The sequence below is a fragment of the Salinivibrio sp. IB872 genome (assembly GCF_001995345.1).
In the GTDB taxonomy this organism is placed as follows: domain Bacteria; phylum Pseudomonadota; class Gammaproteobacteria; order Enterobacterales; family Vibrionaceae; genus Salinivibrio; species Salinivibrio proteolyticus.
Genome location: NZ_MUFO01000010.1, coordinates 14,593 through 27,969, shown reverse-complemented (window position 1 = coordinate 27,969; position 13,377 = coordinate 14,593). Strand labels below are relative to the sequence as shown.

The window sequence follows — 13,377 nt, the reverse complement described above, 5'->3', positions numbered from 1 at the left end:
CCACCTGAGAGGTGGGCCGTAATTTCTGTTGGTGGGCGCTTTACACTGAGTAGTAAAGTTCGAACTCAACAGGGTGCGTGGTCATTTGGATGCGCTCCACGTCACCGGCTTTTAGGCCAATGTAAGAGTCGATAAAGTCATCCGAGAACACGCCACCAGCCGTCAAGAATTCACGATCGGCATCAAGGGCTTGCAAGGCTTCTTTCAAGGACTCGGCAACGGTTGGGATTTCCGCCGCTTCCTCTGCGGGTAAGTCGTACAAGTCTTTATCCATCGCATCGCCTGGATGGATCTTGTTTTTAATCCCGTCAAGACCAGCCATCAGCATCGCAGCGAAGCACAGGTATGGGTTCGCAGACGGATCGCCAAAGCGGACTTCGATACGACGTGCTTTCGGGCTCGGCACCACCGGAATACGGATAGACGCAGAACGGTTACGTGCGGAGTAAGCCAGCATGACAGGCGCTTCAAAACCGGGAACCAGACGCTTGTACGAGTTGGTTGAAGCGTTGGCAAAGGCGTTGATGGCACGCGCATGCTTGATGATACCGCCAATGTAATAAAGAGCGGTTTCGGACAGGCCACCGTACTTGTCACCGGCAAACAGGTTTTGACCGTCTTTCGCGAGTGATTGGTGTACGTGCATGCCCGAGCCGTTATCACCAACCAGTGGCTTTGGCATAAAGGTTGCGGTTTTACCAAAGGCGTGCGCGACGTTATGCACGACATACTTGTAGATCTGAATTTCGTCCGCTTTGGTGGTCAGAGTGTTAAAGCGGGTTGCGATCTCGTTTTGTCCTGCGGTTGCCACTTCGTGGTGGTGCGCCTCAACCACGAGGCCCATTTCTTCCATCACTAATGACATGGCAGAGCGGATATCTTGTGATGAATCCACAGGGGCAACTGGGAAGTAGCCGCCTTTTACGCCCGGACGGTGGCCTTTGTTACCGCCTTCCAGTGCCGAGCCTGAGTTCCAGCTCGCTTCGACATCATCAATTTTGTAGAAAGAACCGGCCATATCGGTGGCGAATTTCACGTCATCGAACAAGAAAAACTCTGGTTCAGGACCGATCAGGACGGTATCAGCAATGCCAGTTGCGCGCATGTAGTCTTCGGCACGTTTGGCAATCGAGCGAGGGTCACGCTCATAACCTTGCATGGTTGAGGGCTCAAGAATATCACAGCGAATGTTGAGCGTGCTTTCTTCGGTAAATGGGTCCAGCACGGCTGAGCTTGGGTCAGGCATCATAATCATGTCTGATTCGTTGATGCCTTTCCAACCGGCGACGGATGAGCCATCAAACATTTTGCCTTCTTCGAAAAAGTCAGCATCGATTTGGTGTGAAGGAATAGAGACATGCTGCTCTTTACCCTTAGTATCGGTAAAGCGCAGATCGATGAATTTCACCTCGTTCTCTTGGATCAATGCGAGCACGTTTTCTACTGACATGTGAAATAACCTCCGGTGTCAAAATAAAAGGGTAAGCTGGGTTTGCTCCTTGCACAGTACAAAGCGAAAACTGTGCCAACAATTTTAAACGTGATAATTGCCCCATTGACGGGCAACGCGACGATTAATGGGCACCGAAACACTGTCTGTATGCACCATTATTGTGCATCAATGCATTGCTATGGTGCAAATAACTCGGCAGTGGTGTTGGATTCGCACGACAGCCGTGCAGCCCTCGAAGTTATAGCAGACAAATGGCGGTGAGAGTGTGGTCTGCCTTTAAAAATTCATCTTGGTCTTTTTCTCACTGAGCCGTTGTATTTGCTTAATAATTCACCAGTGTGAACACAAGAGTCCGTCATTGTCTTTGCGCTGATTCACATATTTAGGTGGGTTTTGCGACAAAATCTGGTACATTACGGCCGTTTTTTTAATCAGGTGGCGGCACCGTCGTGGTAGGTGTGTTTAACCCAAGGTTCGGCGCGCGCCCCCGTCTATCGAGTGAAAAGAGAGTCCATGACCAACTTACAGACTGATAAATTGAGAAATATCGCCATTATTGCCCACGTTGACCACGGTAAAACCACGCTAGTGGATAAGCTGCTGCAGCAGTCCGGCACGCTAGCAACCCGCGGTGAAGTGGAAGAGCGTGTCATGGACTCGAACGACATTGAGAAAGAGCGTGGCATCACCATTTTGGCGAAAAACACCGCCATTAACTGGAATGACTACCGCATCAACATCGTCGATACTCCAGGACACGCCGACTTCGGTGGTGAAGTAGAGCGTATCATGTCGATGGTTGACTCTGTGTTGCTCGTGGTTGATGCGGTTGACGGCCCGATGCCACAAACGCGTTTTGTCACCCAAAAGGCGTTTGCACACGGTCTGAAGCCAATTTTGGTTATCAACAAAATTGACCGCCCAGGTGCGCGTCCTGACTGGGTGATGGATCAGGTATTCGATCTGTTTGATACCTTGGGTGCGACAGACGAGCAGCTAGATTTCCAAGTGGTTTACGCATCCGCACTAAACGGTTGGGCGAGCCTAGACGAAGCCACCGAAGGCGAGAACATGGAACCGCTGTTCAATGCGATCGTTGATAACGTTGCAGCGCCGGATGTTGACATCAACAGCCCATTCCAAATGCAAGTCTCTCAGCTGGACTATAACTCTTACAAAGGCGTTATCGGTGTTGGCCGTATTACTCGCGGTTCAGTGAAGCCTAACCAACAGGTGACCATTGTTAGCGCCGACGGCAGCAAGCGTAACGGCAAAGTGGGTGGCGTACTGGGCTACTTGGGCCTTGAGCGTAATGACGTTGAGCAAGCGACAGCGGGTGACATCATTGCTATCACCGGTCTTGGCGAGCTGAAAATTTCAGATACCATCTGCGATCCAAGCAATGCAGAAGCGCTGCCAGCGTTGACCGTCGATGAGCCAACTGTAACCATGACTTTCCAAGTTAACACCTCGCCATTTGCGGGTCTGGAAGGTAAATACGTTACGTCGCGTAACATTCTTGAGCGTCTGCAAAAAGAATTGGTACACAATGTTGCACTGCGCGTTGAAGAAACGGATAACCCAGATAAGTTCCGCGTATCCGGTCGTGGTGAACTGCACCTGTCTATCCTGATCGAAAACATGCGTCGTGAAGGCTACGAGCTTGCGGTATCACGTCCAGAAGTGATCATCAAAGAAGAAGATGGCCAAAAACTGGAACCGTTTGAAACCGTGACCATTGACGTACTGGAAGAGCACCAAGGCGGCGTGATGGAGAACATCGGTCTGCGTAAAGGTGAATTAACCAATATGTTGCCTGACGGCAAAGGCCGTGTCCGTATGGACTTTATGATGCCGTCTCGTGGCCTGATTGGCTTCCAGACTGAGTTTTTGACCCTGACCTCGGGCTCTGGCTTGATTTACCACACGTTTGACCACTACGGCCCATTTAAAGGCGGTGATATCGGTCAACGTGTTAACGGCGTACTGATTTCTAACGCGGCGGGTAAAGCACTGACTTATGCTCTGTTTAACTTGCAAGAGCGTGGCCGTCTGTTTGCTGAGCACGGTGATGAAGTGTACGAAGGTCAAATCATCGGTATTCACAACCGTTCTAACGATCTGACCGTTAACTGCTTGAAAGGTAAGCAGCTGACCAACGTACGTGCGTCTGGTACTGATGATGCACAGGTACTGACACCTGCCATCAAGTTTACCCTTGAGCAAGCGCTTGAGTTTATCGATGACGATGAGCTGGTGGAAGTGACACCAGAAAGCATCCGTATTCGTAAGAAGTTACTGACTGAAACTGAGCGTAAGCGTGCAGGCCGTAAAGGCTAAATCGTGAATGCGAAGCGTCAAAAAGGCACCCTCGGGTGCCTTTTTTTGTGCCTACGGATTAATTAAGGGTTTGAATAAACCGATCGGACGCTTGAATGGCACGCTGCATATCGGCAATAGCGCGATCGATATCGCCGGCGAGATTTTTGAACTCGCCTTGGAGTGCACCGATGGCGCGTGCATTCAGATTGTGTTTCAGATATAAGCGGTTATCTTGCAGCGTATTTAGCACGGGTGTCATGGTTCGTTCGGCGCGTTGCATGGCATCATACAAGCGCTGATACTCGGCTTGTGTGGCTCGCAAACGCTGGGCACTCTCGCGTTTGAGGCGTGGATTGGTGTATAGCGCCAGCTCCTCGTCCCACTCAGCAAATAAGGCCTGCGCCACGGCGTCCAAGGCATCAATGCGGTCACGAACCTGAGTCACTGCTGCTTCACTTTTTTGATATTGCTTATTGACTGTATCGTAAGCCGCTTGTAACTCGCCGCCATCAAACTGCGTCAATGTGGTCAATGCTTCAAGCGCGTCGTTAAACTGGGTTTGTGCCTCTTGCTGCGCACTGGCAGCATCTTCAACACGATCGACCATGATATCGCGCTTATGAACGCCGACTTGCTCCATCGCGGCGTAATAGGCAGACTGACAGCCGGTCAGCAGGGTTAAACTGGTCAAAAATAGTAGCACGGCCCGCACAGGCAACTCCTTGGTTATAAATCATGTACACTGAATAAGCGTAAGGCTAACACAAGGTTAGGAACAAGGTATGCTCGATAATCCGCTGCGTGACATGCCCTCATGGCAATGCTCACGTGACTGGCTACAGGCCATGGTTCGTCATTTGTGGCAACGAATGGGAGAAGATAGGCTCACCGTGAGCGCCGGCTATATGGCCTATGTCACCTTGTTGTCCTTGGTCCCGCTTGTCACCGTGGTGCTGTCTGCATTCTCGAGTTTTCCCGGCTTTTCGCAAGTGGGCGAAACACTGCAGCAGTTTGTGATCAAGAATTTCGTCCCAGCGGCGGGCGAAATTGTCGCGCGTTACCTCAATGAGTTTGTCGCCAACGCGGGCAAGATGACCGCGGTGGGGGTCAGCTTTTTGTTCGTGGTCGCCATTATGCTCATTTCTGCCATTGATAAGAGCTTGAACCACACCTTTAAAATTAAGACCAAGCGGCCGATGATGATCGCCTTTTCGATCTACTGGATGGTGCTGACGCTGGGCCCGATCCTGATTGGTACCAGTATTGCCTTAAGCTCGTATTTGACGTCGCTATCGCTACTACGAAGCGGCGTCGCCAGTGACTTACTGACCACTCTGCTGCGTGGCTTACCCTTTGTGTTAACCACGCTCACTTTCATGGGGCTGTATACACTGGTGCCGAACACTCGGGTGCGGTTGCGACATGCGTTGGTTGGTGCCGCAGCTGCCAGCATTTTGTTTGAACTGAGCAAAAAAGTGTTCGCGTTGTACGTGACGCACTTTCCTTCGTATCAGCTGATATACGGTGCGCTGGCGGTGGTGCCGATTTTATTTGTTTGGGTGTATTTTAGTTGGTGCATTGTGTTGTTTGGTGCGCAAGTGACGGCCACCTTGCATGAGTCTACACTTTGGCGACCCCAAGGGAATGCGGCGTCGCGAGAAGCCCGTGTCCCTGCTGTGATTGAAACTGAAGATAATAAGGAGCGTTATGATCGCCTTAATTCAACGCGTGAGTGAAGCGAACGTCACGGTTGAGGGCAATACCCTCGGTACCATCGGCAAAGGGCTGGTGGTGCTATTAGGCGTAGAAAAAGGGGATACCGATGCGCAGGCTGCCAAACTGGCGCACAARGTCACTGGCTATCGGGTATTTGAAGACGATGCCGGCAAAATGAACCTCAATGTTGCTCAGGCTGGAGGCGAGCTGCTGGTGGTTTCGCAGTTCACCCTTGCAGCGGATACTAAAAAAGGGATGCGGCCGAGCTTTTCAGGCGCGGCGCCGGAAGAGGCGGCGCGTTTGTACGATTTGTTTTGTGAACACTGTCGCCAAGCGGGGCTTCAGACCCAAACTGGGCAGTTCGCCGCAGACATGAAAGTGAGTGTGGTCAATGATGGACCCGTCACATTTTGGCTTCAGGTTTAACCAGCCTAACAGGGAGAGACAGGCATGTTCCGAATGGTGACTCCACAGATAGAGCAGGATCTGGCGCGCTACTACGATTTTCGTTACCGCATGCTACGCGAGCCTTGGCATGCACCGCGTGGCTCTGAGCGAGATGCGTATGATGTGAGTGCCTGCCATCGAATGATTGTCGATGGTAATGGCGAGCCTGTTGCGATTGGGCGTTTGTACCTTACCCCAGATAACGATGGCCAAATCCGTTATATGGCGGTCTCACCGGACTATCGCAGCCGTGGTCTTGGCGCCTTGGTGCTGATGGCACTAGAGTCCTTAGCACGCCAAGAAGGTGCAAAGCGCTTGGTCTGTAATGCGCGTGAGGATGCGGTCAGTTTTTACGCTAAGCATGAATTTATTAGCCAAGGTGAGTTGAACGATGAGCGCGGTCCGATCCGTCATCAACAAATGGTGAAGCATTTAGACCCACTTTCCGATGTGGTACGTCGACCTGAATGGTGCGCAGAGCTTCAAACGCGCTGGCAACATCAGATCCCCATCAGTGACAAAATGGGGGTTAAAATCACTCAATTTACCGGCTATCGCTTCGAAGTGTGCGCCAACCTTAATGCCAATCTAAACCCGCATCACACCATGTTTGCAGGCAGTATTTTCAGCCTTGCCACGCTCGCCGGTTGGGGCATGGTGTGGTTGCTGATGAAAGAGCGCCAGCTGAGTGCGGATATTGTGCTCGCAGACAGCCATATTCGCTATCGTCGCCCGGTGGCAGAGCGTCCCCGTGCCAGCGTGTCATTAGACAGTTTAAGCGGCGATCTAGACCGACTCGAAAACGGGCGCCGAGCGCGGGTGACGCTAGAAGTGGCGTTTTTCAGTGGTGATGAACAGGCTGGAGTGTTCACGGGTACCTATGTCTTACTGCCATCGGATGATGCGGCAACGACCCAACCGGCCCCGCAACTGGCTCTGCTGCGTTAGCGCCTTATTCGCTGAGGTTAGGCTCTGTCGCTTGATAAATCGGCCAGCGGAGTGACAGGGTTTGCTCGCCGTTGAGCGTGGCGCGAATGTCACCGCGATCGGCATTGAGCGTCAGCGATGCAAAGGGTAGCGGAACTAAGCGGCTTTCCTCAGGCGGAACAGTCTCCCCTTTCAACCAGTGTGCGAGCCGAATAGACCAAGGTTGATCCACAGATAGGTCGGTTTGCGCCGCAGCGCTGTCGAGAAAAGTGACGGCTAACTGACCGTTCAACCCCACCTTAAAACTGTGTGCGTCTGCTGCCAGCCCTGACCATTGCCCCTCAATATCGTGAAAGCCGTCTAGCGGTAGTGGCCAATCGAACCAAGCATGGTAAATGGACAAGGGAATTTGCAAACCGTCAACGGCCAGTGACCAAGGTCGGCTCGGTGCGGCGAGATTGATCTGCCCAGACAGCGCCAGTTGGCCATCGGGAAAACCCAGTAAAAATTGGTGCAGCTGAAGTTTTCGATCATGGGCCTCAAGACGCAGGTAGGGCTCTGCGATCCACTGCTGGTTAATACTTGCATGGTTGGCGCTGGCTGTAATGAGACCATTGACCAGCTCGCCATCGCGGATCTCAAGAGATTGGCCATCCACATCAATGCCACTGATTTTGGTGGCAAAGTCAGGGGATAAGTTGAGCCACTCGTTATGCTTTAGCTGTAAACTGGTGATGCTCAGTTGGGTCGGTATACCGGGTAACAGGGCTTGAAGGGGATCAAGCTCTTGGCGAGAGAGGGTTAAACCGTTGGCTTGAAAGCGGTCTATCTGCCAATTGTTCTGGGTGAATTGGCCAGACACAGCAAAAAAGCCCTCCTGCAATTGGCTGGTGAGCTGATTGACGATCACTGTGTTATCTCTCCACTCGATATCGCCCAGCGGCTGTTCCCAAGTTTGGCCTTGCCAGCGTAAATAATCGGCGTTGAATGACAATCGCATCGCCGGTTGATACCACCAAGGCGCGTTGGGGGCGAAACGAAGATTTTGCGCCGAGAAGGTTAACTGGTTCACCGACAGGAGATGCGTTTCTGCGCTGAGTTGTCTTACGTCGGCACGGGCGACGGTTAACACGGTATCGTGAGGCCAAGCCGCGAGTGCTTGCGCGAGGATCTGGCGGGTTTGATCGCTATCTATCACCGCATCGCTGATAGTGAGTTGCTCGAGCGCGAGAGTGCCGGGTTGCCAATGGCCCTGCGCACTGATTGCAGCGCGTTGCCACTGCATCGAGGCGCCCAGAATCTCCCACCCTTGGTCACTCGGTTTCGCATCCAGTAGTAATTGGGTTAAGGCGATACCTTGTCCGTTAAGCGAGCCTATTTCCCATTGTGCTCGTCCTTTCACTGTGCCATAGGCTTGGGAGCCTTTTTGCCAATTATCGAGTTGTGCACGTACATTGGTGGCTTGCCAGTGCCGCGTGTGTAGGGTGACATCACTTAGTAGCACTCGACCAATAGTCAGCCCTTGAGGTAATTCCTGAAATGGGTTGGCGTCCAGCGCATCAAGGTCAATATCCATACCATCAATGCGTAGCCAAGCAATGTGTGGAAAGGTGGCGGGGTCTATATAAAGTTGTAGTTTGTCCGCATGCCAATCGGTTTGGGAGGCTTGATAATCCGGTTGAATCAATGTCAGTTGCAGCGGTGAGCGCCAGTGATACCCCACTTGTGCCGCGGTGAGTTTACCGGGCAACAGGGTCTGGGAGACGGTATTAAAGACAGGTGTGCTGTAACGGGTATGCAAAAGCACCACAACCACGAAAAGCGCGGTGACAATCAGGATGATCAAGCTGGCAATCAGTTTGGCCAGGATGCGCATGGGCAAATCCTATCGGAGCGAGAAACGGTGACGATGAATGGATTAAGACTGGCGCAAAAGTGGCCTAAATTCAACTGCTAGGCAAAAAGTACGCCCCATATTGCTATGGGGCGTAAGTGGGATGATTTAGTCGAGCTGAGGCCCGGCTGAAACCAAAGCAGCCCCTTCTGGGGTGTCGGTATACTTGTCGAAATTATCGATAAAGCGTTGGGCAAGGTCCTTCGCTTTGCTTTCCCACTGGAGTGGATCGACATAGGTGTCACGCGGGTCAAGGATGCCATCGTTGACCTCGTCGAGTGAGACGGGCACGGTGAGATTGAAGATAGGAATCGTCTTCGTTTCTGCTTTCTCAATCGAACCATCTAAGATAGCGTCAATAATGGCGCGGGTATCTTTAATCGAAATACGCTTGCCTGAGCCGTTCCAACCAGTATTCACTAGGTAGGCTTCTGCACCTGCCGCTTCCATACGTTTGACCAACACTTCTGCATACTTGGTTGGGTGCAAGGTCAAGAATGCGGCCCCGAAAGCAGCTGAGAAGGTGGGGGTTGGCTCTGTAATACCACGCTCAGTGCCGGCCAGCTTTGCGGTAAAGCCTGACAGGAAGTGATACTTGGTCTGCTCAGGCGTCAGTTTAGACACCGGCGGTAGCACGCCAAATGCATCCGCGGAGAGGAAGATCACCTTGTTGGCATGTCCGCCTTTCGACACTGGCTTAACGATATTATCGATATGATAAATCGGGTAAGACACTCGGGTGTTTTCGGTTTTGGAGTTATCGTCAAAGTCGATACGGCCATCACCGCGTACGGTGACGTTTTCAAGCAGTGCATCGCGGCGAATGGCATTGTAAATATCGGGCTCTGCTTCTTTGGACAGCTTAATGGTTTTTGCATAGCAGCCGCCTTCAAAGTTAAACACACCATGATCGTCCCAGCCGTGTTCGTCGTCGCCAATCAGCTGACGCTTCGGATCGGTGGAGAGGGTTGTTTTACCCGTGCCAGATAAGCCGAAGAAAATCGCGACGTCGCCGTCTTTGCCCATATTTGCCGAGCAGTGCATGGACGCGATGTCTTGCAAAGGCAAGAAATAATTCATCATGGCGAACATGCCTTTTTTCATCTCGCCGCCGTACCATGTCCCGCCGATAAGCTGCATGCGCTCGGTAAGATTGAAGACCGTGAAGTTTTCCGAGTTCAAACCATGCTCGCGCCATTTATTGTTGACGCATTTAGCACCGTTCATAACCACGAAGTCGGGTTCAAAGTCTTTTAGCTCTTCATCGGTAGGGCGGATAAACATGTTTTTTACAAAGTGCGCTTGCCACGCCACTTCGGTGATCACACGGATCCGTAAACGTGTGTTAGGGTTGGCACCGCAGTAGCCATCAATCACAAACAGACGTTTGCCAGAGAGTTGCTGGGTAACCAAGGCTTTTAAATCTTTCCAAACGGCGTGATCAATCGGCTTGTTATCGTTTTTCCCTTGATCGGACCACCACACGGTATCGCGGGTGGTGTCGTCACGCACAATGTATTTATCTTTTGGTGAACGGCCAGTAAAAATACCGGTATCCACCGCCACAGCGCCGAGCTCAGTCACCACGCCTTTTTCATAGCCTTCCAGCCCAGGTTTGGTTTCTTCTTCGAACAACTGTTCATAAGAGGGATTGCGAATGACTTCTTTGACATTTTCCAGACCATGACGGGAAAGATCGATGCCGGCGACTTCGGATTCGACGTTCAGGACAGTCATAGGTGCTCCTTGGGGTAAGATGTTGTTAACTGTCTTTATGCTAGCAACCTGAATAGTGCCATTCAGGGAGTTACTGCAAAAAATTACCGCACGCACACTAGGGCTATTTTGATTGTAGGGTACTGACCACCAGGTGACGTGACTCCCTCTATGGTAACGCTTAGTTAAACGTTTGCGCTACCCACAGAGCTCTTATTGTTTGTACAAAATTAATGCGCAAAAAAATGTGAGATGTGTCCGAGGAGACCAAGAAAAAAGCCAGCTTGATGCTGGCTTTTGAACTAAGTTGGGTTTCTTTGTTTTATGCAACTAAATATGTAGCACGTTTTTCACTGCATTTGTGACGATGAATCGGCGTTTTGCTCAAAGATGGCCGCGACATCGACGCTGTCAAACGCATAATCACTGCCGCAATAATCACAGTGCAAACGAATCGTGCCCATTTCTGCAATCATTTTATCGACTTCGCTGCGTTCAATCGCGGCTATCGCTTGTGCGCTGCGCTCGCGTGAGCAGCTGCATTTGAAGCATACTGACTGAGGATCGAAAACGGTCACGCTTTCTTGGTGATATAGACGATAAAGGACGTCTTTTGCGTCAAGGCCAAATAATTCATCATTTTTAACGGTTTCAGTCAGCTTCGCCAAATGGTCAAAGTCGTTATCGTCCCCTTTGCCATCCGGTAGCACTTGCAGCATCATTCCGGCCGCGTGACGTTTGCCATCAAACTCACCGGTGCGCAACCAAAGTCGCGTTTCCAGTTGCTCTGAACGCGCAAAGTAGTCTTCAAGGCAGCCTTGCAGATGATCCGAGTCTAAGCCCACAATGCCTTGATAGCGTTCGCCGTCGACCGGTTCGATAGTGATAATGAGCTGCCCCTTACCGAGCATTTCAGGTAGAGTTGCATCGGCTTTGATGTCGCCTTTCAGGCGTGCGGTACCGCGCAGTTGCTGCTGGTGGTCACCATTGATCACCGCCAGTGATACCGGACCGTCACCTTGTAGTTGCACGGTAATCGAGCCTTCAAATTTTAAGGTGGCAGTGAGCAAGCTGGTGGCGACAAGCATCTCCCCCAGTAGCGCTTGGACGGGCGCAGGGTAGTCTTGGTTTTCCAAGATGCGTTGATAGGTTTCATCGAGCTTGACCAGCTCACCACGCACAGACACATCTTTAAATAGGTAACGGTGTAGTTGATCGTTTGACATGCAATCTCTCTCCGGCTTAGGGCCTGGTTAGTGGGATCGGCCTTACTCTATGCCTTGTTTAAACTTACGAATATCTCGGCGTTGTTTCTTATCCGGCCGGCTTTCTGGGCGCGGATTGTGTGCGTGTAAGCGACGCATTTCCGTGTTGTGCTCACGCTGTTTGATACTGTCTTGGGTTTCTTGATACAGCGTCTGCGCAATCGGCGCACCCTGACGCTGCTCTGATAATTCTAATACAGTAATGGTTTTTTCTTCGTGTCCTTGCCGAAGTCGGATCTCAGCACCTACTTCAACCATTTTGCTAGGTTTGGCGCGCTGGCCATTATAATGCACCTTGCCGCCGTCAATCATGTTGCGTGCGATTGACCGTGTTTTGTAGAACCGAGCGGCCCATAGCCACTTGTCTAGCCTGACTGCCGTCAAGGGCGCCGATGCGTGTGTTTTCATGACTCAACTCCTGCGCAATCCGGATGGGCGACATTAGCACAAAAATTCCTTTAGAGCAGTATCACAGCGTCGAGGTACAATCTGACCTAAATGTGCTGGCTTGGTTAGGATGTGGGATTACGACAAAAATGAAAATTATCTCAATATCACATCGTGTTTTTGCTAGTATGCCCAGCTTTTCGTAATCTAATGATGGAACTTGATGGTAAAAAAAGCCATCAATGGACACTCGGTGACTCAATTTGGTTTGGAAGGGATGATGCGTAAGGCAGGACGCCAGCATGGCACGTTCACTGTGTCACCGCAGCAGGTGGCACGACTTGCGACGTGGCTAAACATTTTACTGTTCCTCGTTCTGGCATGGTTGGCTGGGCGAATGGTGTGGGCGTTTTATGCGCCTGCACCCGCACCTGTATTGCCTGTAGCAAGCCAGTCGGCGTCGTCCTCTCGCGCTGCGACGGATCCTTTTTCGTTGGCACCTATCGTTAATGCCCAATTGTTTGGGCGTTACCAAGCGGCCGCCCAACCCACGCAACATGCGGTGACCAATGTCCCCGAAACCCGGCTACGCCTAACTTTGGTTGGCGTGGTGGCCAGTAACGATCCTAAGCGTGCATTGGCCGTGATCGCGAACGGCGGCCGTCAAGTGACTTACGGTGTGGGTGAGCAGGTGAAAGGGACCCAAGTCAGTGTCGATCAAGTCTTATCCGATCGGGTGATATTACGCCAAGGGTCAAGACGCGAAGCGCTCCTTATGCCAGGGGTCGATGCAGATAGTACACCGCAGACCGTTTTTTCCTCCCCTACTGATGCGTCGACGCCCCCAAAGTCGATGGCGACCAAGCGGCAGACCAGCCCTGACTGGCCTGCCGACTTAGCGCAGCAGCTTAGTCAGAACCCGCAACGCTTATTTGACTTTGTGCAGCTGTCACAAGTGCGCGAAGGCGATCAAATAAAGGGCTTTCGCCTCACTCCGGGACGCAATCCAATCTTTTTTGAGCAATCCGGCTTACAGGCAGGGGATATTGCTGTCGCTATCAATGGCTTGACGTTAAGTCAGTCCGCAGCACTGCCTGATATTCTAGGACGCATTCAACAACAGGGATCGCTTGACTTGGTTATCGAGCGACAAGGACAACAACATGAAATCTCGATTCAATTTTAATCCACAGCATTCGCCGTCAGCGGCCGTAGGAGTGTGACGTGAAGGGAAAACAACGACTGATCCC

General features: G+C 51.6%; 11 protein-coding genes. 5 read left to right on the top strand and 6 right to left on the bottom strand.

All coding sequences use genetic code 11. The annotated features are described in order from the left end of the window. Positions 1 to 40: 40 nt before the first annotated feature. Positions 41 to 1,450, bottom strand: coding sequence for a glutamate--ammonia ligase (gene glnA, locus BZJ18_RS06220; protein WP_069591248.1), 1,410 nt, complete (start codon positions 1,448 to 1,450; stop codon positions 41 to 43). 516 nt (positions 1,451 to 1,966) lie between these two features. Here glnA and typA point away from each other — a divergent pair. Then, the gene (gene typA / locus BZJ18_RS06215; protein WP_077455753.1) at positions 1,967 to 3,793 is read left to right on the top strand and encodes a translational GTPase TypA; all 1,827 of its coding nucleotides are present in this window, start codon (positions 1,967 to 1,969) and stop codon (positions 3,791 to 3,793) included. Positions 3,794 to 3,851: 58 nt separating this feature from the next. Here typA and BZJ18_RS06210 read toward each other — a convergent pair whose 3' ends face one another. Next, entirely contained in the window at positions 3,852 to 4,487 is a 636-nt protein-coding gene (locus tag BZJ18_RS06210) for a DUF2959 domain-containing protein (RefSeq protein WP_077455752.1), read from the bottom strand. Positions 4,488 to 4,557: 70 nt separating this feature from the next. On the opposite strand from BZJ18_RS06210, the gene BZJ18_RS06205 reads away from it, so the two are divergent. Genes BZJ18_RS06205 through BZJ18_RS06195 form a run of 3 tightly spaced genes read left to right on the top strand, consistent with a single transcriptional unit; the run spans position 4,558 to position 6,886 of the window. Then, complete coding sequence (locus tag BZJ18_RS06205) at positions 4,558 to 5,511, top strand: virulence factor BrkB family protein (RefSeq protein WP_077455751.1); 954 nt, start codon at positions 4,558 to 4,560, stop codon at positions 5,509 to 5,511. After that, the gene (dtd, locus tag BZJ18_RS06200) at positions 5,483 to 5,917 is read left to right on the top strand and encodes a D-aminoacyl-tRNA deacylase (protein WP_077455750.1); all 435 of its coding nucleotides are present in this window, start codon (positions 5,483 to 5,485) and stop codon (positions 5,915 to 5,917) included. The genes BZJ18_RS06205 and dtd overlap by 29 nt, the downstream gene beginning before the upstream one ends. Positions 5,918 to 5,941: 24 nt before the next feature. Beyond that, positions 5,942 to 6,886 carry a bifunctional GNAT family N-acetyltransferase/hotdog fold thioesterase gene (locus tag BZJ18_RS06195; protein WP_077455749.1) on the top strand — a complete coding sequence of 315 codons (945 nt, stop codon included), beginning with the start codon at positions 5,942 to 5,944 and terminating at the stop codon, positions 6,884 to 6,886. Between the two features lie 4 nt (positions 6,887 to 6,890). Here BZJ18_RS06195 and BZJ18_RS06190 read toward each other — a convergent pair whose 3' ends face one another. From BZJ18_RS06190 to hslR, 4 genes are all read right to left on the bottom strand, one after another. Next, complete coding sequence (locus tag BZJ18_RS06190; protein WP_077455748.1) at positions 6,891 to 8,741, bottom strand: AsmA family protein; 1,851 nt, start codon at positions 8,739 to 8,741, stop codon at positions 6,891 to 6,893. Positions 8,742 to 8,867: 126 nt separating this feature from the next. Further along, on the bottom strand, positions 8,868 to 10,496 hold the full coding sequence (gene pckA, locus BZJ18_RS06185; protein ID WP_069591238.1) for a phosphoenolpyruvate carboxykinase (ATP): 1,629 nt from the start codon (positions 10,494 to 10,496) through the stop codon (positions 8,868 to 8,870). A 329-nt stretch (positions 10,497 to 10,825) separates the two neighbouring features. After that, a complete protein-coding gene (hslO, locus tag BZJ18_RS06180) occupies positions 10,826 to 11,701 on the bottom strand; it encodes an Hsp33 family molecular chaperone HslO (RefSeq protein WP_069591237.1) in 876 nt (291 codons plus the stop codon). Positions 11,702 to 11,743: 42 nt separating this feature from the next. Further along, positions 11,744 to 12,148 (bottom strand): ribosome-associated heat shock protein Hsp15, encoded by a 405-nt coding sequence (gene hslR, locus BZJ18_RS06175; RefSeq protein WP_077455747.1) that lies wholly within the window; start codon positions 12,146 to 12,148, stop codon positions 11,744 to 11,746. Between the two features lie 202 nt (positions 12,149 to 12,350). On the opposite strand from hslR, the gene gspC reads away from it, so the two are divergent. After that, a complete protein-coding gene (gene gspC / locus BZJ18_RS06170; protein ID WP_077455746.1) occupies positions 12,351 to 13,313 on the top strand; it encodes a type II secretion system protein GspC in 963 nt (320 codons plus the stop codon). The last annotated feature ends 64 nt before the right edge of the window (positions 13,314 to 13,377 follow it).